The 22,175-nt window shown below is 42.5% G+C and carries 18 protein-coding genes, 1 tRNA gene and 1 riboswitch; of the genes, 12 read left to right on the forward strand and 7 right to left on the reverse strand.

Translation table 11 applies throughout. The features are described 5' to 3' along the window. Positions 1-6: 6 nt before the first annotated feature. On the reverse strand, positions 7-834 hold the full coding sequence (locus HY58_RS03950) for a ParA family protein (RefSeq protein ID WP_039128355.1): 828 nt from the start codon (positions 832-834) through the stop codon (positions 7-9). A gap of 39 nt (positions 835-873) precedes the next feature. Then, a complete protein-coding gene (locus HY58_RS03955; protein WP_039128358.1) occupies positions 874-1,554 on the reverse strand; it encodes a metal-dependent hydrolase in 681 nt (226 codons plus the stop codon). Positions 1,555-1,673: 119 nt separating this feature from the next. Between HY58_RS03955 and HY58_RS03960 the strand changes: the two genes are divergently transcribed. From HY58_RS03960 to HY58_RS03990, 7 genes are all read left to right on the forward strand, one after another. After that, positions 1,674-2,174 (forward strand): NADPH-dependent FMN reductase, encoded by a 501-nt coding sequence (locus HY58_RS03960; RefSeq protein ID WP_039128360.1) that lies wholly within the window; start codon positions 1,674-1,676, stop codon positions 2,172-2,174. Between the two features lie 9 nt (positions 2,175-2,183). Further along, entirely contained in the window at positions 2,184-3,431 is a 1,248-nt protein-coding gene (locus HY58_RS03965; RefSeq protein WP_039128363.1) for a metallophosphoesterase, read from the forward strand. A 108-nt stretch (positions 3,432-3,539) separates the two neighbouring features. Beyond that, entirely contained in the window at positions 3,540-4,136 is a 597-nt protein-coding gene (locus HY58_RS03970) for a porin family protein (protein WP_052323827.1), read from the forward strand. Positions 4,137-4,184: 48 nt separating this feature from the next. Further along, the gene (locus HY58_RS03975) at positions 4,185-4,997 is read left to right on the forward strand and encodes a 2,3,4,5-tetrahydropyridine-2,6-dicarboxylate N-succinyltransferase (RefSeq protein WP_039128365.1); all 813 of its coding nucleotides are present in this window, start codon (positions 4,185-4,187) and stop codon (positions 4,995-4,997) included. Further along, positions 4,997-5,929: a DMT family transporter gene (locus HY58_RS03980; protein WP_253271500.1), complete on the forward strand. Its 933-nt coding sequence runs from the start codon at positions 4,997-4,999 to the stop codon at positions 5,927-5,929. The genes HY58_RS03975 and HY58_RS03980 overlap by 1 nt, the downstream gene beginning before the upstream one ends. A gap of 58 nt (positions 5,930-5,987) precedes the next feature. Then, positions 5,988-6,069: transfer RNA gene (locus tag HY58_RS03985), tRNA-Leu, on the forward strand. A 77-nt stretch (positions 6,070-6,146) separates the two neighbouring features. Then, positions 6,147-6,884 carry a DUF481 domain-containing protein gene (locus tag HY58_RS03990; RefSeq protein ID WP_039128368.1) on the forward strand — a complete coding sequence of 246 codons (738 nt, stop codon included), beginning with the start codon at positions 6,147-6,149 and terminating at the stop codon, positions 6,882-6,884. A 5-nt stretch (positions 6,885-6,889) separates the two neighbouring features. On the opposite strand, the gene HY58_RS03995 is transcribed toward HY58_RS03990, so the two are convergent. From HY58_RS03995 to HY58_RS04010, 4 genes are all read right to left on the reverse strand, one after another. Further along, entirely contained in the window at positions 6,890-9,346 is a 2,457-nt protein-coding gene (locus HY58_RS03995; RefSeq protein WP_172644595.1) for an outer membrane beta-barrel family protein, read from the reverse strand. A gap of 161 nt (positions 9,347-9,507) precedes the next feature. Next, positions 9,508-10,488 carry a glycoside hydrolase family 43 protein gene (locus HY58_RS04000; RefSeq protein WP_039128374.1) on the reverse strand — a complete coding sequence of 327 codons (981 nt, stop codon included), beginning with the start codon at positions 10,486-10,488 and terminating at the stop codon, positions 9,508-9,510. Positions 10,489-10,511: 23 nt separating this feature from the next. Then, positions 10,512-11,855 carry an MFS transporter gene (locus tag HY58_RS04005; protein WP_216593769.1) on the reverse strand — a complete coding sequence of 448 codons (1,344 nt, stop codon included), beginning with the start codon at positions 11,853-11,855 and terminating at the stop codon, positions 10,512-10,514. A 10-nt stretch (positions 11,856-11,865) separates the two neighbouring features. Beyond that, complete coding sequence (locus HY58_RS04010; protein WP_039128377.1) at positions 11,866-12,159, reverse strand: hypothetical protein; 294 nt, start codon at positions 12,157-12,159, stop codon at positions 11,866-11,868. A gap of 279 nt (positions 12,160-12,438) precedes the next feature. Between HY58_RS04010 and HY58_RS04015 the strand changes: the two genes are divergently transcribed. Beyond that, positions 12,439-13,446, forward strand: coding sequence for a LacI family DNA-binding transcriptional regulator (locus HY58_RS04015; protein WP_039128380.1), 1,008 nt, complete (start codon positions 12,439-12,441; stop codon positions 13,444-13,446). A gap of 3 nt (positions 13,447-13,449) precedes the next feature. On the opposite strand, the gene HY58_RS04020 is transcribed toward HY58_RS04015, so the two are convergent. Next, positions 13,450-15,144 (reverse strand): hypothetical protein, encoded by a 1,695-nt coding sequence (locus HY58_RS04020; protein ID WP_039128383.1) that lies wholly within the window; start codon positions 15,142-15,144, stop codon positions 13,450-13,452. An 80-nt stretch (positions 15,145-15,224) separates the two neighbouring features. Here HY58_RS04020 and HY58_RS04025 point away from each other — a divergent pair, with 80 nt between their 5' ends. The 4 genes from HY58_RS04025 (at position 15,225) to HY58_RS04040 (ending at position 22,143) form a co-directional block, all read left to right on the forward strand. Continuing rightward, entirely contained in the window at positions 15,225-15,668 is a 444-nt protein-coding gene (locus HY58_RS04025) for a DoxX family protein (protein WP_039128386.1), read from the forward strand. 87 nt (positions 15,669-15,755) lie between these two features. Continuing rightward, a riboswitch (TPP riboswitch) is annotated at positions 15,756-15,853 on the forward strand. Positions 15,854-16,220: 367 nt separating this feature from the next. Then, entirely contained in the window at positions 16,221-18,542 is a 2,322-nt protein-coding gene (locus tag HY58_RS04030; RefSeq protein WP_039128389.1) for a PSD1 and planctomycete cytochrome C domain-containing protein, read from the forward strand. A gap of 2 nt (positions 18,543-18,544) precedes the next feature. Continuing rightward, positions 18,545-19,996, forward strand: a complete 1,452-nt coding sequence (locus HY58_RS04035; protein ID WP_039129617.1) for a DUF1501 domain-containing protein — start codon at positions 18,545-18,547, stop codon at positions 19,994-19,996. Further along, positions 19,996-22,143, forward strand: a complete 2,148-nt coding sequence (locus tag HY58_RS04040; protein ID WP_039128391.1) for an FN3 associated domain-containing protein — start codon at positions 19,996-19,998, stop codon at positions 22,141-22,143. Before HY58_RS04035 ends, HY58_RS04040 begins: the two co-directional genes overlap by 1 nt. Positions 22,144-22,175: the final 32 nt, after the last annotated feature.

Consider the following 22,175-nt stretch of genomic DNA (forward strand, 5'->3'; position numbering starts at 1 on the left):
GTTGGCTTAATCTTCTGTATTGCCTTCTTCTTCCATTTCAATAATCCTGTCTTCCTGTTTGATCCTGGTCATATTGTTCTTCTGCAATATTTCCTTGGCGAGATTAAGGTAGTTCACAGAACCCTTGCTATAGGCGTCATAGAGAATCACGGGCTTACCCACAGATGGCGCTTCACTGATTCTTGTATTCCGGTGAACGATCGTATCAAATACGAGTTCATCAAAGTGACGGCGAACTTCACTCACTACCTGGTTGCATAGCCGAAGGCGACCATCATACATGGTCATTAGTATCCCTTCAATAGCAAGTTCCTGGTTGAGCCTGTTCTGCACGATCTTTATTGTATTGAGTAATTTTCCCAATCCTTCCAATGCAAAAAATTCGGTTTGAACCGGAACAATAACAGAATTGGCTGCGGTTAATGCATTCACCGTTATAAGACCAAGTGAAGGAGAACAATCAATCACGATAAAATCATAATCATCCTGGATAGGCTGCAATATTCCCTTTAATACATTTTCACGGTTGGGATAATTGATCATTTCAATTTCCGCTCCCACCAAATCAATATGGGATGGTACCACATCGAGGTGGGGGATATCCGTTTTCAGGATCACATCCCTGATAGGTGTACCATTCACCATGCAATCATACAGGCTCTGGGTGATATTATGAAGATCGAAACCCGTTCCAGTGGTACTGTTGGCCTGCGGGTCAGCATCTACCAGTAATGTCCTGTATTCAAGTACCGCAAAGCTTGCTGCCAGGTTAATGGCAGTGGTAGTTTTTCCGACACCACCTTTCTGATTTGCTACGCCAATTATTCTTGCCATATTATTCTCCTCGTTCTTTCTTGTTTTCAGGGATTCTTATCAGAGGGAAATGGTATCACCAATTGTAACAAGGTGAAGCCTTTTTCCTGCTGCTGCAAATACCTGTTTTGCAGCATTATGATCTATTTTAATATATCCGAATGTGTCATAATGAACGCCAATAACTTGCTGGCACTGTATCATTTCAGCGCAGGCAAGTGCATCGGCAGCATCCATCGTAAAGTTGTCGCCAATAGGTAACACCGCAAAATTAAGTTTTGCCCATCGTGGAATAAGCTGCATATCAAGGGTTAATGCGGTATCACCACTATAATAGAAGTTGCCAGCATCTGTGAAGACGATAAATCCTACCGGATTGCCACCATAGCTTCCATCGGGGAGGCCGGAAGAATGCTGTGCCACCACGCATTTGACCCTGAAATCATGGAAATCCCACATGCCACCAGTATTCATTGGATGAGTGTTGGCTACACCGTTTTTATTCAGCCATTCATGTATTTCCCAATTAGCTACCACTTTTGCACCTGTTCTTTTTGCGATGGCAACACAGTCTGCTATATGATCTGCATGTCCATGAGAAACCAGGATATAATCTGCCTCAACAGCTTCTGCATCAATGCCCGACGCCAATTCATTATAGGTAATGAATGGATCAAACAATAGTTTTTTTCCATTTATACGCACTGAAAAGCAGGAATGTCCGTAGTAAGTGAATTGCATAATTAGCTCGATTTTAATGTAGGGATGGCAAAAATAACGTTTCAGGGCATAAAATCCGGAACAAACCGGGTTGGATGGTGTTATTGAAAGGCAGAATTTTGCACCCAGAATAAAATTGCATGTACACCATCATATCCGGAACCAACCGGCCAGGAAGTAATACCATTAAAATTGCCAATCAATACAAAGAATTACTGGCAGCAAAAGGAATTGAAGCTGAAATGGTCTCATTAGAAAATTTAGATGTCAGTACCCGCAATGAAGGCATCAGGGCATTGGAGAACAGGCTTCTGGCTGATACGGAGAAATTTATTTTCATTTCACCTGAATACAACGGAAGTATCCCCGGGGTTTTGAAAAGTCTTATCGACAGTACTGATATCAACAGGGTATGGGCCGGGAAGAAAGCACTGTTAACGGGCGTTTCAACAGGGAGGGCAGGAAATCTGCGCGGGATGGAGCACCTTACAGGGATCCTTCATTATGTCAAAATGATGGTACACCATAACAAACTGCCAATATCAGTTGTGAATGTTTTGCTTAATCTTGATGGTAGTATAAAAGACGAACCAACACTTGCAGCCATTGACCAGCAGCTTAATGAATTCATAGCATTTTAAAAGAACAACATGCGTAATTCCGGATTTTTATGGCTCATAATGGCCATATTGATTGTTTTGGACATATATGTATTCCAGGCACTGAAGGTTGTAAGTCAATCTGCCGGTTCACGTGTGCGGATACTTATATATTCTGTTTATTGGCTGATATCATTACTATCAGTTCTTGCCCTGGTATTTATGCCCAACATCCAGGCCGCTGCAATTTCCAAATCATTAAAGAGTTATCTGTTTGCCGTTGTGGTCGGATTATTTTTTGCTAAACTGATAGCTGTATTATTTTTTGTGGCCGATGACCTGAGAAGGGGGATGATGTGGATGGTTGGAAAACTATATAGCAACCCTTCCGTTCCTCTGTCACAAAGTGCTGATGGAATAACCCGATCTGCATTTCTTAGCTGGATGGGCCTGGCTGCCGGATCCACGCTGTTTGGTACACTGGTTTATGGTTTTTCCAATAAATACAATTACAATCTGAAAAAGCTAAAGCTGTCGTTTGATAATTTACCTGCTGCATTCCGCGGACTAAAGATCATTCATATCAGTGATATACATGCGGGTAGTTTCAATGATCACCTTGCTGTAAAAAAAGGGATACAAACCATTCTGTCACAGAAGGCTGATCTGATTCTTTTTACCGGCGACCTGGTGAATGACCGTGCAGTGGAAATGGATGAAGTGAAACATTTGTTTGCTGAACTCAACGCTCCTTTAGGTGTGTATTCAATATTAGGAAATCATGATTATGGGGATTATTACCAATGGCCTTCCTCTGAAGTAAAAAAGGATAATCTCGAGACGCTAAAGAAGATTCATGGTGAGATGGGTTGGCGCCTATTAATGAACGAGTATATCAGTATTGAAAAAGAGGGGGAGAAGATTGCGATTCTGGGAATAGAGAATTGGAGTGCCAAAGGAAACTTTCCCAAATATGGAAAATTATCAGAAGCCTATAAGGGCACGGAAGAGTTCCCTTTCAAAATATTGATGAGTCATGATCCTAGTCATTGGGATGGAGAAGTTCGTGAATTATATAAAGACATTGACCTTATGCTTAGTGGGCATACCCATGGAATGCAGTTTGGGGTGGAATTGCCAGGATTCAAATGGAGTCCGGTGCAATATATGTACCGGCAATGGGCCGGACTATATGAAACAGAAAGGCAAAAACTATATGTGAACCGAGGTTTTGGCTTTATAGGATATCCCGGGCGGGTTGGTATACTACCGGAAATTACGCTGATCGAGCTCGTCTGACCTGTAATATATCTAAAGGTTTAATGCTCAATTGTTTGTTTTTTATTTAACAGGTTATATTTTCTCCTGGCATTCAAGTTGAATTATGTTTGGGTAAAAATACCCTTTATGAAATTCAAACTATTATTCCTCGCAACCGCTCTTCTGGCGGTATCAGGCCTCCAGGCACAAGGTTTTCATCTTGGTGTAAAAGGTGGTGCAAACATTACCAAAGTAGATGGTAAAGCAATGTCAGATGAATTTAACTATGGTTATCACCTTGGTGGGTTCGCAGAAATCGGACTTGGCAAGAAATGGTATATCCAACCAGAAGTATTGTGGAACCAGTACAGCACCAAAACAGCAGATGATTTTGAAGATATCTTTAATGGCATTGCAATGCCAGGATCAAATAATGAATCTATTAAACTGAATTATCTCAGTATCCCCCTTACACTTAATTATCGTTTGACCGACTGGCTTTCTCTTCAGGCCGGCCCCCAATTCGGGATCCTTATGAATGAGGACAGGACACTGTTGGAAGAAGGTAAGGAAGCATTCAAAAATGGTGATGTTTCTATACTTGGGGGAGCACAGATCAACATAGGTGCATTCCGGATCTCAGGCCGCGCATTTACCAGTTTGAGTGATGTGAACTCAGGAGATATAAACCAGGCCTGGAAGAATAAGGGCTACCAGATTGGTGTTGGAATAAAAATATTATAATAATCTTCGGGTCGTCTTCTGTCTTATGTTTGCAAAAATTTTGCAAGCATGCACTTACAAGACCAGATCCGGCAGGCATGGGAAAACCGGGAACTGCTAAAAGACGCTACTTATTCAGATGCTATAAGGGCTGTAATTGAAGAAGTGGATAAAGGAAGGCTACGCGTTGCGAGCCCCGGTGATGATGGCTGGACAGTAAATGAATGGGTAAAGCAGGCGATCCTGATGTATTTCGGGATTCAGCAAATGAAGACCTATGATCTTCCGCCCTTTGAGTTTTACGATAAGATGGAGCTGAAGAAAAATTATGCATCACTGGGTGTAAGGGCGGTGCCCCATGCAGTGGCCCGTTATGGTGCCTATATTGCCAGGAATGTTGTGCTGATGCCCAGTTATGTTAACATAGGTTCTTATGTTGATGAAGGAACTATGGTAGACACCTGGGCAACTGTTGGTAGTTGTGCACAGATAGGAAAAGGTGTTCACCTTAGCGGAGGAGTTGGTATAGGTGGCGTTCTGGAGCCTTTGCAGGCAGCACCGGTGATAATTGAGGATGGTTGCTTTCTGGGTTCACGTAGCATCGTGGTTGAAGGGGTTAAGGTGGAAAAAGAAGCAGTGCTTGGCGCCAATGTAGTGTTGACTCAAAGCACAAGGATCATAGATGTTAGTGGTGATGAACCGGTAGAATACCGGGGGCGTGTTCCGGCCCGAAGTGTAGTCATTCCCGGTAGTTATCCTAAAAAGTTTCCTGCAGGTGAATACCATGTTAATTGCGCACTTATAATAGGGCAGCGTAAACCCAGCACTGATCTCAAGACAAGCCTTAATGATGCTTTGCGTGATTTCAATGTTAGCGTTTAGTGTCTGCATTAGCTGATAAGAAAAGACTGCACTGGATGGGGGTGATGATCACCTTTACCGGTGCAGTTTTGTTTTCCACCAAGGCTGTTCTGGTTAAGCTTGCCTTCCGTGAGGCAGATACAGATGTTATCACCCTGCTGGCAATCCGGATGTTGTTTTCCCTGCCCTTTTTCCTGGTGGCGGCATGGTTTGCAACAAGGGAAAGAACAGAACCCCTTACCCTAAAGCAATGGCTCTCTGTTGTGGGATTAGGAATAACGGGATATTATATCAGTAGCTGGTTCGACTTTGTTGGACTTCAATACATCTCGGCTGGGTTAGAACGATTGATCCTCTTCCTCTATCCCAGTTTTACAGCACTTATCAATTATTTCATCTTTCATCAGGTATTAAATAAACGGCAACGGTGGGCAATGATTTTAACATATGTGGGAATCGGCATTGCCTACATGGGAGAATTGCAGATTGATGCAGGTAATGAGAATTTTTTCCTGGGAAGTTTTATGGTATTCATATGTTCCATAACCTATGCCGTATATATGGCAGGCAGTGGGAGAATCATTCCAAAAGTAGGAGTAACCAGGTTTACTGCATTTGCCATGCTTTCCGCCACAGCCGGTGTTTTCATTCATTTTTTACTGGCAAATAGTACCCGCGAAATGCATTGGTCGTCTGGATTATGGAAATTTGGTTTGATGGTTGCAATTCTTGCCACTGTGCTGCCATCATTTCTTATATCAGCTGGAATGAAAAAAATAGGGGCAAATAATGTCGCCATAATTGGAAGCATTGGCCCTGTTTCAACTATTCTTCAGGCCTATTTATTCCTGGGGGAAGAAATTCACCGGGGACAGATCATTGGGACCTGTTTAGTAATTGCTGGTGTATTATTGATTGGCTGGAAGTCGGGTGATGGAAAAAAATATGAATAGTATAGTTGGGTGGTGTTTTTGTTTCTGTATATTTGCACCCCGTTAGTCAATAACGCATGCCCAGGTGGCGAAATTGGTAGACGCACCGTCTTCAGGTGGCGGCGCCGCGAGGTGTGCTGGTTCGAATCCAGTCCTGGGCACAAATAAAATAAGGAAACCCTTGATCGCAATAGCTTTCAAGGGTTTCTCCTTTATGGTGAATAAATAGATTTTCGCAATGGATCGATTATTATTTCTACCCTTGCTTGTATTTCTTTTAACTGTTGGATTCTCAGTTCATTCCCAGGATACTACAGCATATTTAATCAGATTTTCCGGTGCTGGAAATATTAATAAAACCAGTGTAGGAACTACCTATGTTTTTAATAATTCTCTGCGATTTAGTGTGGAAAGACCGTTTCTTACATTCAATGCTTCTGGCAACTGGTTATATGGTGAGAATACGCAGCGTAAAACCAATAATGATTTTCTGAATGCTGTTGACATTGACCTCTACAAAAATACCCGCAAGCTCTATTATTGGGCTTTGGGTAATTATGAAAAAAGCTACTCATTGAAAATTCAGAACCGTATCCAGGCAGGTGCTGGCATAGGTTATAATCTTTTGAAAAATGAGAAGGGTCAGATTACATTATCCGATGGTATTTTATATGAATCCACCTCGCTAAGGGAAATGGATAAATATGGGCGGCTGCAATATGAAACAGTTAGAAACTCATTCAGATTGAAATATCGTTTTCAGATTGGTGAGCTCATCATTTTGGAAGGTGTTAATTTTTTTCAGAATGCATTTAAGGATGGACAGGATTATATACTCCGCACAAATAACCTGGTCAATTTCAAATTGACCAGCTGGCTGGGACTTAATACTTCCTTTACCTACAATAAATACAACCTGACAAGCAACGAAAATCTTTTATTTACCTATGGGCTGGTTATTGAAAAAAGGCTTTAATAATTTCAGCCTGCATTCTCATCATTTCCGCCTTGCTTTCGCTTAAAGATTTCAATATCATTCTTTCCGAACCGGTAGCTGAAAGTAAGACGGAAAGTCCGCACACTCCATCTCCTGTATGAGTCCTGGTAGAAGTTTTCCGTATCTGTAATGTTTCCGAATCTTCTACTATTAAGTACATCATTAATATTAAATGTGAGTGTACCGGCCTTGTTCTTCAGGAAGTCTTTTCTTACAGCAAAATCAACAACATATTGCTCTTTATTCCTACCCTGAGGAGTTACCCTGGGAGATTCGTATTCACCCGAAACCTGGAAGGAGAAATTATTCAGAAACTTCTTATCCGGATCGTTGAGCTTATAATTTGCCATCAGTTCGAAATCCCAGTTAAATCCGGTATTGCTTAGGTCTAATCCGCCTACAGATGCTTTAACATCACGATACTGGGCATTGAAGCTGGGCGTAAAATCAAAGCTGTTTCCAACTCTCTGTTGCCATACAATTTCGAGTCCGGTACGATTGGTTCTGTCAGCGTTAATAAAGGTCGTCAGGATAGCATTGGGATCAATTGAAGCATTGTTGAGTTTGTCGAGTTCTGCATTACTAATAGTATCGCTGTAGTTTGTGATATCCCTTGTATTGTTTATGAAATATGTTGATACCAAAATATTTCCTGTACTGTATGTTCTGTTATAATTCAACTCAAAAGAGTTGGTGAACTCAGGCTCCAGCTCGGGATTACCTTTACGGATATTCATCGGATCACTGATATCAACATATGGATTGATCTGCCAGAAATTCGGTCTCCTTATCCTCCTGGAAAAATTCACCTGGAGATCATTGCCTTCCTTCAATTCATAGGTTAAAAACAAACTGGGGAAAACCACATTCCACATATCATTTCCTTTGGAAGGATAATCATAGCCAAATGATTTTGCACTATCCAGTAGTTTACCGGTAAATGATGATTGTTCCAGTCTGAGACCACCCTGGTATTTCAATTTACCCAGTTGATTGGAATAGTTTGTATAAATAGCATTTATAACCTGCCGGAAACTATAATTGTTGCTGAGAGGAAGCTTTGTAAGCTCACCATTAGCTACGGAAAATACATCTAACTTATCTTTTGAATAATTATGGAAACTCCTTGCACCTAATTCAATTTTACTTTTCTCTGTTAAAGGATTTACATAATCTGTTTGTATTGTAAACTGCTGGCTGTTCCCTGTTGAATAGTTCTCAACCCGATTCTGCATTCCTGATAATTGTCCGTCTGGCGTATAAAACTGGTTCAGAATACTGCTTTCACCACCATTATTACCGCTGTTATAGGTTATGTCTGCAGTCCATTCCTTTTCAGCTTTTTCATATGTGCGACGGAAATTCAATTGTGTATTGGAACGCTTAAAAAAGTTTTCCTCTATACTCTGACGTGTACCCGTTTGCGTTAGTACCTTATTCTGGTCGAGATAACGTTGGTTCTGGTCTTCTATATTATTGAACCTTCCATCCACAAAACCCTGGCTGATGGAGATGGAGTTATAGTCATCAAATTTATAATCCATTCCAAAACGGAGCGATTTGAATTTACGCTGCCTTTCCCTCTCGCTTTCCTGGTCAAAATAATCAGTTATAATTCCATCAGATTTATTCTGGCGTTTGGCTTCACCTTCTGTAATACCGCCCGAACGGTTGTATCCACCGCTGGCAAAAAGGTTGACATTTCCTTTCCTGTAATTCAGGCTCAGGTTACTGTTAAATAGTTCAGGCGTTCCGCCACCTATTGATACCACGCCATTTAACCCGGCCTTTCGATTCTTTTTAAGTATGATATTAATTATCCCCCCTGTGCTTCCGGCATCATAACGGGCCGATGGATTTGTGATCACTTCAACTTTTTCAATATCCTCAGCCGGAATTTGTTCAAGTGTGAGTATGGTGGGTCTTCCATCAACAAAGATCTGTGGCGTGCTATTCCGCAATTGAACATTCCCATTTATATCAACAGAAAGGGAGGGTATATTCTTCATAAGGTCAGCTGCATTGCCGCCTTTGCTGGTTATGGCTGCATCAGCATTGAAAATCCGCCTGTCAACACCCATCTGCATAAGGGGTTTCCTGGCTGTCACTACCACACCTGCGAGATTTGTAGCTTCTGTTCCTAAAAGGAAATCACCGGCATTAACCTCAGTAGCATCTGCACTTAATCGCAGTGTTTTCTTGAGTGTTTCAAACCCTATTGCAGTAATAAAGATTTCTGCACTGGTTGCTCTTATTACCGACACATTGAATTTTCCATCCCTATCACTTATGGATATGCGTGAAAAATTTTCTGTTCCAACTCCTTCCTGTTCCTGCTTTATCAGAACAGTGATGGTTGCAGACTCTACAGGATTGCCGGTTGCTTTGTCAATTACTTTCCCAATGACCGAAACCTGGTCTTTTCCGGTTTCCTGTGCCATTGAAGTTGTTGCACTTAGAATAAAAAGCATTATTAATATGCGCAGAGATTTGCCCATATTACATTGAAGCGGGTAGATAAAATCCATAACTGCAAAGGAACTTATTAAAACCTGAAGGAATCCTTAAAATTCTAATGATATGTTAACGCAACAATCAGATGCTATAATTGTTGTTTTGACACTCCTTTATTTGTGAGAACAACAGGTTTTATTAATCCCGCTTCATCGAAGTAGAGATTTTCAATACAGGTTTCCCTTGAATTACCATCTTTTTCGGATAGCGGCCTTCTATGGTATACGATATAATATTTGTCTTTACCAGGAACAGTTATTACAGAATGGTGGCCTGCACCCGTTGCAATCATAGGATCCTGTTGAAGTATTTTCCCAATTCTTCTGAAGGGTCCCATTGGTGAATCTGAAATCGCATAGGCAACACTATAATCGGGACCAGTCCATCCTCCTTCCGACCACATAAAATAATATTTCCCATTGCGCTTGAATACAAATGGGCCTTCAACATAATTCTCCGGTGTGATCTCCTTGAAAATTTTACCGTCATCAAAGGCTATAAACCCTGTAAAATCGTTCTTCAGCTTTGCAATATTGCAATGTTTCCATCCTCCGTAATATAAATAAAACTGACCATCATCATCCCTGAATACAAACTGGTCAATGGGTTGTGCTCCGTTATAGAAACGATCGATCAATGGCTTGCCCAGGTGATCACGAAAAGGGCCTTCTGGTTTTTCAGCTATTGCCACACCTATTCCGCCATACTCATTGTTTGATTGTATATCATTTGCGCCAAAAAAAAGATAATAGGCATTGTTAGTAAAAATTACTGAAGGCGCCCACATTGCTCTCTTCGCCCATTTTATGGAAGCTGTATCGATAATTCGTGCATGCCTGGTCCAGTTGACCAGGTCAGGGGAGGAGAAGGCATCCATGAAGACCTGTTGGTTATAGGGTGCCGAAAATGTAGGATAAATCCAATATTTATTTTCGAATACAATGGCTTCGGGATCAGCGTACCAGCCTTTAAACAAAGGATTCCCTGAAAATGCCAGGGAATCCTTTGTTTGTGCAATACTAATATTACCAAGTGCGATAAGGAGGAACAATAATTTTACAATTTTCATCCTTAAAACTACTGAATACTGATTTAATTTGTTTGAAGTGCAATCGCGGGCTTCCCTGATTGCCTGTACTTATTTGCTAAAACGAGGCATAAAAGAAATCCGGCGAAAGCAAGGGCTGCACCAACATATTGTGGTGAAGTATACCCATAGCCTGCAACCAGGGGCAGTCCCCCAAGGTATGCACCCAGGGCGTTACCTGTATTGGCACTGGCCTGAAGTGAAGCCGATGCCATCATCTCCGACCCCTTCGCTGCATTAATGATGAGCATCTGCATAGGAGCGATAACTGCAAATGCGAGGGCTCCTGTAACAAATGTCATAATGATTGCGGGTACCTGCCATTGTGTTACGGTTGCAACAATAATGAGTGAGAGAACCATCAACATTAAAAGCATGCTGGTAGTACGGAGCGGCGAGTACCTGTCTGCAAGCCTTCCACCCAGAAAATTACCTGCAGCCATTCCTAGGCCCGCCACTATCATTATATATGTGATCTTATCGTCTCCAAAGCCTGCTACTTCTGTCATCATTGGAGCGATATAACTTATCCAAGCGAATAATCCACCGGTTCCAATTGCAGAGATGGCTATAATGATCCATAGCTCCTGTTTGCGAAATACCTGAAGGTTATTTTTAAAACCAGTGGTGCCGTTGGCTGCCAGTGATGGCATCCAGCGACGAATACTGATTGCAGCAATGAAACCTATAGCAGCGATGAGCATGAAGGAAATCCTCCAGTCCATGTTATGACCGATATAGGTACCCAGAGGCACTCCGATTATATTAGCGAGTGTTAATCCCGCAAACATTACGGAAACAGCTCTGGCTTCTCTTCCGGGTTCTGCTAGTCGACTGGCAACTACGGCACCCATTCCGAAAAAGGCTCCGTGCGGGAGACCTGAGAAAAGTCTTGTAATAAGAAGCATTTCATAATTAGGGGCGATCGCAAAAAGGCCGTTGAAAAGTCCAAAAAGGATCATCAGTCCGATCAATACTTTACGGGGAGGGTAGCTGCTGGCCAGACCTACCATTAGAGGGGCACCAATTACTACACCCAGGGCATATATGGAGATTAGGTGCCCGGCGGTTGGAATTGAAACCGACAATGAAGTTGCTACATCAGGCAGAACCCCCATCATCATGAATTCTGTCATACCAATGGCAAAACCCCCAATGGTAAGTGTAAGTAAACTGCTCTTAAGCGCTCCCTTTCCAGTCTTTTTAATTTTCTCTTCCGGTTTATCTTTTTTATGTTCGGTTGTTTCTGCTTGCATGTTCTCTGAATTTTCGGTTATGTTTTTTTTACTGGCAAGTGCTACATAAGCTTTTCGTTTAGAGATGTGAGGATAATATATTCTGTTGTTCATAATAGTATTTTTAAATAATGCGGACATATTTGCCGGCATCACTCACCTGTTTTATCAGGTTCAGGTCGCTGCCAGCATTTCCGGCAAGTACTACCAGGTTGATGGAATCATCATGGAGAATGGCATTGAGGCCTTCCACCAGTTCAGCGCCAGGATATTTTGTTTCAGCCATCCGGGCTGGGAGAGCATCGTTGATCAATACTTTCTTCAACTGGTATCCGTTCTGGATGCTTACACTTGAAAGAGTCGCTTCCTGGATGCCTGCGCCAGATGCGATCAGGCCGATATTTATGGAGGTATTCATTTTATTTGTTTTATCTGTTCTTGTGATAATAAGGGCAAAATTACATAATATTGTTTAAACGATTAAACACTATCAAATAGTGTGCCCGCATAAAACACAGATTTAACAGATGCTCTATGGCTGATTTATATCCTTTTTCTTTCAAAAGCTTGATTATTAAGTATTAATATGGTATTTTTGTTTAAACGATTAAGTTTTTGCCTGGCAGATTGTTCCGCATTTATTTTCCGGATTTATCCATTTTTGACATAATCCAGTCAGGGTTGCCTGTTTTGTCATATGAAGAAAAAAGTATCACTTAAAGACATTGCTAACAGAGTAGGGGTGTCTACCGCCCTGGTTTCTTATGTGCTCAACAATAAGAAAGAAGGGAGGATCAGTGAAGAATCTGCTCGTAAGATCCGCGAGGCAGCCCGGGAAATGAATTACCGGACCAACCAGATCGCCAGAAGCCTTAAAACAAATAAAACATTTACCATCGGACTGGTTATCGCCGATATCTCCAATCCTTTCTTTTCCCGCCTGGCCCGTATTATAGAAGACGAGGCAGAACAAAAGAATTATACGGTCATTATCGGGAGCTCCGACGAAAAGCCCGAGAAATTCTGTAAGCTGGTGGATACATTCCTCGATAAGCAGGTAGATGGACTTATTATCGCCGCCACCGACGGTACTGAATCATGCCTTAATGAACTGATTGAAAATAATATCCCCTTTGTTCTGGTGGATCGGTATTTCCCTTCCATCCACGCCAATTATGTAGCCCTTGATAATTTCAAAGCTGCTTTTACTGCCACCCAACAACTCATTTCAATTGGTTGCAATAATATCGGGATGGTAACCTATAATAGTCCCTTATTCAACCTCACCGAACGAAAAAAAGGATTCCTGGCGGCACTGAAAGAAAATGGCAATCGCAATAATCGTAGCCGTCTGAAAGAAGTTTCAATCAAAGCAAGACAGGATGAAGTTGAAAAGGCCGTGGCTAATCTTCTCTCATCCACCCAGCCGGTAGATGGATTATTGTTTGGCTCCAATACCATTGCTGTACAGGCAGTAAAATATATTAACACCCTGCCACTGAGGGTACCAAAAGATCTTGCACTGATCTGCTTCGATGAAACGGATTCTCTCGACTTATTCTATGCTCCTCTTACCTATATCCGTCAGCCGCTGGAAGATATGGCAAGGCAGGCGACAGCAATTTTGCTAGACCGGATGGATAAGAACAATAAGATCACTCAGGTAAATATTGAAGGGGAACTCATCATCCGGAAATCTGCTTAGCTACTATTCATGGATGGTAGCCCTATCCTTATCCAAACCCTTCTCCCCAATCCCGGTAATGCCTTTTACGCCGTAAAATACAGTCTTCCAGATCAGGTTAAAAAATGCTTTTGTTGGATCACGTCGATAAGTTACCCTGTATGTATTCGGATGCCTGTCATCGTTCGTATTATTAGTACGGACGAGAAAAGTATTTGCGAGAATACTCACTACACCACTTTTCTGGTACCCATCAGACTTATCTTTTTTCATCACCTCAACTTTTAAGTCTTCATATGCCATGGTAGTTGTTCCACTTGCCTGCCTGTCATTTCCGTTCAGCCTAAACGAAAGGGAGCTGATCTTCCCTTCCTTTAACTTAACATTGCCCAATGGTAGTATTGCTTCATTCAGCAACCGCACATCAAAAGCGCCCATTACAGCAATCACGGTAAAACTTCCATTTCTGTGATCGGAAAAATTAAAGCGCACATCGGTGTTTATCTTATCCATGAATAAGGCCTCAAAACCCGCCTCAATTGGCGATAATACTGAACTGTTTTTTTTCAGCGGCCCCATTCTGCCATTGATCTTACTAAACCGGATTTGTCCCGTTGCATTTCCATCTGCATTTCTTTCCCGGTACCTGACGCGCCCGTCCTCAATTATAATTCGACTCACCTCCATGGTATAAGGAACTCTCGCTAGCATCTGATGAGGATATTTGCCCACCTTTGATTCTGTTAATGGCTTCTGGCTCCTGTCATTATATACTTCCAATACCGGGTTCCTCACAACCATCAGATCGCCACGGATAATACTGTCTTCCATAAAAGCATTATAATCGAAATTGCTGATGATCACCTCCCTTGCTTCGAGGTCATAAACATCTTTCTGGAGGCCTGATTTTCGGGCCACCGCTTCTGCGCTGGCCCCAGTATTAGATTTAAGATATATTCCCCGGATGGTGGAAATACTACTGTCATCAATAGTTAACACTAATTTATTAGCCCCGAGTTTATATTTACTTTCTTCAAGTGGTACCGATATGGTGTCAACAGATAGTACCAGTGATTTTGCAAAGAAAATACGTGATGAATCAAATGCCGTATTGCTTCCAATATCAACAGAAGCCAGTGCTATATGCACCTGTTTAACTTTCTTCTGCTGGTTTTTTCGGTTGGCATAGGTAATGTTCAGGTCATTAAGATGGATACTGTCTATATGGATCGATTCCAATGCTTTCTTTACTTCCCTTACTACTTCCTTTTTATTTTCCTTCATCTCTATGGGCTTGCCTTCTACTTCATCAAGTTTGCGGATAAACAGCTCCCCACCTGAAACAGTAATTGCTCCCAGGCTGGCTTTGTTCTCCTGCAAGAATGCCATTACATCAACATTTCTGATAATGATGTTATCAAGCCTGAGGTCATAAATTGTCGGCGGATTATTCCCTTCCTTACGTCTTCTTCCCAGTACAATCGAATCTGTTGTTAGTTCAATTTCCCGGAGCATGACCGAATTTTTGTCTATGTCAATATTCACATCTCCTATGCTAAGCTGGTAAAGGCCGTCACTTTTTTCTGTTACAAGGTTTACCAGTCGGTCTTTCAATTCATTCTGAAGATCCGGTGAGCCGGTGTATCGTTTTATTGCCCACCAGGCACCGGCAACCAGTAGCAATACAAGTATGGACAGTATATAAAAGCGTTTGGTCATATGCAGCTCTTTATATAATTGTTATGCCATCTGTTTTTCGTAAATTACAGTAAGCAATTGGTCCACCTAAATTAAGTTGTATGAATCTCCTTCACCGTGTTGAGCTTTGGGGGGATAGACATCACCCCGGCTGGACAGATATCATCCGTATAGCACTCGGAATCTTTTTGTGTTTCAGGGGTCTCCAGTTTCCCATGAACATGAGTACCTTGCTGGCAGAACTTCCACCTTCATTATCAGGAGGGCCCTTCGCCCTTATCGTTTTAGGACACTATATTTTTGTTGCCCATTTACTTGGAGGTATACTGCTTATTTTTGGAATGTACACACGAATTGCCTGCCTTATACAAATTCCGATTCTGCTTGGTGCAGTTATCTTTGTTAACTGGAACAAAGATCTCTTTCGGCCATTTCCTGAATTAATAGTGTCGTTAATAGTACTAATACTACTGTTTTATTTCCTGATAACAGGAAATGGCAAGTATACATTGGAAACCATAACCGGGAAAGAAAAGGAACGATAAAGGGGAATATTTTCCACTTTTAACCTGGTTGGATTATTAATTACAGCGAAGCTTATACTGGCATGAAATTAGAAGTATTATAAGTACAATCACTGCAGGAGGTGGTTCACATTTCAAACCTGAGAATTATACTCCCACCACCTGATCAAGGTAATGCTTGCGAAGGGAAGCAGTGAACAGATAAGGCGCCGGCTTACCCCGGTGCTTTATCATTTTATACCCTTACCAATAATAATCCGGATCTTAAAAATAAAAAAGTCACCTGCAATTAATGCAGATGACCTGAAGTACTTTTTAATCATATTAGCAGCCCGTTGCTCCCAATAACCAATAAATGATCAGAAAGACCACTATAGTTCCCAAACATCCGCCTCCCCATTTATAAGCACCGTAGCCCGCGATGAGTGATTTTAACCAATTTTGCATACCTAAAGTTTAAGATTTTTATCTGAATTATTGTTGATGTGTTAAAATAATTGTGCCATATAATAAAAAATAAATTTCAGAAATAGGTCATGGAAGCTAACTTTAAGTTACTGCTTAAGGAGCCATATGAGGAAATACCAACTGATTGCATTTTGCCTGGCAGGTTTACTTGCCTGTTTACAATTTGGCTGTTCCAGTGAAAGCCAGGCGGAGTCTTTTGAGCTTCCGGAAATCATCAGTTACAATTTTGATATACGCCCCATTCTTTCTGACAAATGCTTTAAGTGTCATGGTCCGGATGGTAATACAATTGAAGCGGGCTTGCGATTGGATCTCCCTGATTCAGCGTACGCACCGCTAAAAGAAACTAAAGGAGCATTTGCCATCGTACCGGGAAAGCCGGATGAATCAGAACTGTTGCGGCGTATCAGTTCGCAGGACCCCGACTACCAGATGCCAACCCCCGAATCTCACCTGGGCTCACTGACACCATACCAAATAGAGCTTTTCAGAAAATGGATACACCAAGGGGCTAAGTATGAAAAGCACTGGGCTTTTGTACTGCCTCAGAAAGCACCCCTTCCGGTGTTCAAAACCAAAGAAGGACTCAACAATGAGATCGATTATTTTATCCGTGCCAGGTTAAAGGAAAAGAGACTGGAACCAAACCCAACCGCCGATAAGGAACGATTATTAAAGCGTCTTGCTTTTGACCTTACCGGGTTGCCGCCATCGGAAGAACTGATGAACAGTTTCCTGGCAGATGATGATCCTGACGCATATACCAAAATAGTAGATAAGTTACTGGACCTTCCCCAGTATGGCGAAAAGATGGCTCTGCACTGGCTTGATCTTGCACGATATGCTGATAGCTATGGCTACCAGGATGATAATATCCGAACACAATGGGCATGGCGCGACTGGTTGATTCATTCTTTCAACAGCAATATGCCCTATGATCAGTTCGTTACATGGCAACTTGCCGGAGATATGCTGCCGGATGCCACAAAGGAACAGGTGCTGGCAACTGCTTTTTTCCGAAATCATAAATACACCGAAGAGGGGGGAGTTATTCCGGAAGAATACAGGGTTGAATATGTGATCGATAAAACCAAAACATATGGTAAGGCAATACTGGGGCTTACCATTGAATGTGCGCAATGCCACGATCATAAATATGACCCCATTTCGCAGAAAGATTATTTCAGCATCTACGCCTTTTTCAACAATACAAAGGAACTTGGTTTTGAGGGAGATATCCTCGTGTCAAAACCTGCCAAAAAGCCCGTACTTACGATTTCGGATGATGATATCCGTAACATGATGCAGTTTATAAATAAAAAAGATAGTGGAAACATTATGGTATCAGTTATGGGTGAACGCGATACATTACGAAAGACCTATCTTTTAAACCGGGGAGCCTACGACCAGCCGGGTGAAGAAGTGTCGCCGGTTGGTCTGCAGTCCGTAATGAAATATGATACCTTATCACTCCCGAAAAACCGGATTGGATTGGCTAACTGGACAGTGAGTAAGCAGAACCCACTTACTGCCCGGGTGTTTGTAAATCAACTCTGGCAGGAATTTTTTGGCAGGGGACTGGTAAAAACATCGGGTGACTTTGGGATGCAGGGCGAACTTCCCTCTCATCCGGAATTACTCGACTGGCTGGCAGTTGATTTCATGGAAAACGGATGGAATATTAAACGGCTGGTAAAACAAATTGTAACGTCTTCCACCTACCAACAATCAGCAAAGATCTCAAAGAAAAGCCTTGAGCTCGACCCTGAAAACATCTTTCTTTCCCATGCTCCCCGTAACAGGTTGAAGGCAGAATGGGTTCGTGATATGGTGCTTGCAAGTAGCGGACTTCTTGTAAAAGATATTGGTGGCCCGAGTGTAAAACCTTATCAGCCCGATGGATTATGGGAAACAGCAACTTCAGGACGAGGAGAACTTGCTACCTATAAACAAGACACAGGAAAGGCCCTCTACAGGAGAGGAATGTACACCTTCATCAAACTGACAGTTCCTCCTCCTTCGATGATGTTATTTGATGCGAGTAACCGCGACCAGTGTGAAGTGAAACGACTCCAAACAAATACACCTCTGCAGGCCCTGGCTATGCTTAACGACCCGATGATCCTTGAAGCATCAAGGGTTTTTGCACAACGATTACTGGAGTCTGACACTAACGCACAAACGAATATTCAAAATGCCTTCCACAGAATTGTTTGCAGGAAAGCGACTAAAAAGGAGCTTGCTATTCTCCTGAAATATTATGATGAACAACTTGCCTTATTCCAGTCAAAGAAACTGGCTGCAATAGAAACCCTCACGGTTGGAGAATATAAGCACAATCCTGATCTGGATAGCAACCTTCAGGCTGCTTTAATGAAAACTATTCACCTCATTTATAATATGGAGGAATCCATTGTAAAAACCTGATGATGGCAAAACAAGCATTGGAATACAGACTCCGGATGAACCGGCGCCGGTTTCTTTCCAGGTTAAGCCTGGGGATAGGAAGTGCTGCGCTTGGTTCTTTACTGATACCCGACCTTTTCAGTGGAAAGTCCAATGAAGAAGCCATACTGGAACAATTGCCACATTTCGCCCCTAAAGCAAAAAGGATTATTTACCTCTTTCAGAATGGTGCGCCCTCACAACTTGAATTATTTGATTATAAACCTATGCTGAGAGAGAAATTCGGGCAGGATCTTCCTGAATCAATCCGCATGGGGCAAAGGCTCACCGGAATGACAGCTGAACAGACAAAATTCCCACTGGCTGGTTCACTTTTCAATTTCGCCCAATACGGTGAATCAAAGGCATGGATAAGCGAACTGCTTCCCTATACAGCCGGTATTGCAGATGAACTATGTATCATTAAAAGTATGTACACGGAAGCCATTAACCATGACCCGGCTCTTACTTTTTTCCAGACGGGTGCACAGGTGGGTAATCGTCCCAGTATGGGCTCATGGCTTAGTTATGGACTGGGTAGTGAAAACAAAAACCTGCCTGCCTTCTGTGTATTATTATCAAAAGGAAAAGGAAATGGTCAGGGAGTATATTCAAAGCTATGGACCAATGGGTTCCTCGACTCTGTTCACCAGGGTGTCCAGTTCAGCAGTGGAGAAAACCCCGTACTCTACCTGAATGATCATGCCTCCGTGACCCGTGCCGACCGACGGCATATGCTCGACCAACTGGAGGCATTGAACGAAGAAGGTCTCAGGGAATTCGGTGATCCAGAAATCAATGCTAAGATCCAGCAGTATGAGATGGCCTATCGCATGCAAACTGCAGTGCCTGAGGTCACCGACATAAGTAAGGAACCAGAATCTGTCATTAAGTTATACGGCCCCGAATGCCTCGTGCCAGGTACCTATGCCGCTAACTGCCTGCTTGCCCGGAAACTTTCTGAGAACGGGGTTCGTTTTGTTCAGCTTTATCATCAGGGATGGGATGGACATGGAAACCTGCCAGCAGAAATAAAGGGTCAGTGCGCTGATACCGACCAGCCTTCTGCAGCTCTCATAAAAGACCTTAAACAAAGAGGAATGCTCGATGAAACCCTGGTCATCTGGGGTGGAGAATTTGGACGCACCAATTATTGCCAGGGACCACTTACAAAAGATAACTATGGCCGCGATCATCACCCTCGCTGTTTTACCATCTGGATGGCTGGTGGAGGAATTAAACCCGGAGTGTATGGAGAAACAGATGATTTTGGATATAATATCACCAGCAATCCCGTACATGTGCATGATTTCCACGCCACCGTTTTACATCTTATGGGAATGGATCACGAACAACTGACTTTTAAACACCTTGGTCGCAGGTACAGGCTTACAGATGTGGCCGGTAAAATTGTAAACGACATTATTAAAGCCTGATGCGATACTGGAAAAATATAATTTACAATATCGTTTTTGCAGGCAACTGTTTGTTGTTCTTTCTGCTATTGGTGGAAGATCGCCTGGTTATGCCATTGTGGTTGCAGGTTGTGGGCAGAATGCATCCCCTTGTTCTCCATTTTCCGGTTGTTTTGCTGCTAATGGTAGTTGTTTGGGAGATCGCTTACAGAAAACGTTTCCAGCTTTCCGAAACAGAGGATGAAACAGGCAGTACCTTATTATTGCTTGCAGCTGCCTTTACAAATCTTGCTGCATTGATGGGACTAATGCTGTCACTGGAACCCGGTTATGAGGGCGATGCAATTCTCTGGCATAAATGGGGTGGATTCTTTCTCTCCATTCTTTCCCTGCTTTGGTATGCTGTAAAACATCCTGTCCGCCGATCGCGCAGCTTATTTGTAGTAATGTGTTCCCTTACTATCGGAGCTTTGATCCTCACTGCCCATCAGGGTGCTACAATTACCCACGGCGAAGATTTCCTCCTGGCGCCCATCAGTACAAAAGAAGAAGAGATCACCGTTTCTCTTCAGGAGGCAATGGTATATGATCATGTTATAGAACCCATCCTTGAAAAGAAATGTATTAGCTGCCACAACACCTCCAAAGCAAAAGGTGAATTGATAATGGAAACCAGGTCTGCCCTTTTCAGGGGCGGGAAGAATGGTATTCTCTGGGATACAACTGCAAAAAAATTCGGTTTGATGATGCAGCGCCTCCATTTACCCCTCGAAGAAAAAAAACATATGCCTCCCAAGGGCAAGCCCCAGTTAACGCCGGAAGAATTGAGTATTCTGTATCATTGGATAAAAGCCGGTGCAGATACAACCGGCAGATTGATTGCGTTGCATCCATCCGATAGTTTATACATACTGGCATCCTCATCATTCTCTGAAGGAGGTGATGAACTATTTACCTTTGAGCCCGCTTCCCCCGATTTGATCAATGACCTCAATGATCATTACCGCGTTATTAGTCCCATCGCCAAAGGATCACCTGCTCTGCAAATAGATTTCTATACTTCGGCAAATTATCAGCCTGACCAACTGGAGGAATTAAAACAGATCCAGGACAAAGTCGTTTCTCTCAACCTGAGTAAAATGCCCGTCACCGACCCAGACCTTCAATTTATTGCATCCTTCAATTCGTTACGTAACCTGAATATTTCATTTACAGGGGTAACGGATAGCGGTATGGCAGCGCTTAATGGACTAACCTCCCTGCGCCATCTTTCTCTTGCCGGCACTAAAGTTTCCGGTGAAGGAATCAGGAAATTATCGGGATTAAGCTCGTTGCAGAAAATCTATACCTGGGGAACGAAACTTAGCCCTGATGATCTGATCGCCCTCCGGAAACAAATGCCGGGAGTGAAATTCGAAACAGGTTTTGAAGGGGATACTATCCTCATGCCGCTGAATCCTCCCATTATAGAAAACCAGGAATCAATTATTGTAGATGCAGTTCCGCTAAAACTGAAACATTTTATGAAAGGGGCCGAGATCCGGTATACGCTTGATGGCTCGGAACCCGATAGTATTCTGTCACCAGTTTATAAGCCTGGCATCTTATTACAGAATACTCTTGTGGTTAAGACCCGTGCCTACAAAAAGGGCTGGGCTACAAGCGCCACCAACCTCAGATATTTTTACCATTCCAGGATTACCCCTGATGCCACAGTACTTATTAACCGGCCAGATAGTTTATATAGGGGCAATGGGGTGAAAACACTTTTTGACGAAGTGAAAGGTGATATGAATTTCCGTTCGGGCAAATGGCTGGGCTTCAAATCAAAACCCCTTGAACTTCGGTTAAGTTTTAAAAATCCAACCCTTGTCAGTTCCTTCACGGTGAGCACACTGGTTGATACCCGCAGTTATATCATGCCACCTGCTTCAGTAGAACTCTGGGGCGGAAATAAGGAAAATGACCTTAAAAGACTGGGTATTATAAAACCTCCTCAACCCCAAACCGATTCTGCAGCAGGTAATGTGGGATACATTTTTCGTTTTGAACCAATGTTGCTGAAATATATGAAACTGATTGCAAGGCCTGTTCCCCGATTACCCTCCTGGCATAAAGGAAAGGGGGAAAGAAGCTGGGTATTTGCTGATGAGATCTTTATTGAATAAGCTCCTGAAACAAAAAAACCGGGAGAAATTCT

The sequence above is a fragment of the Flavihumibacter sp. ZG627 genome (assembly GCF_000814325.1).
Taxonomy (GTDB): domain Bacteria; phylum Bacteroidota; class Bacteroidia; order Chitinophagales; family Chitinophagaceae; genus Flavihumibacter.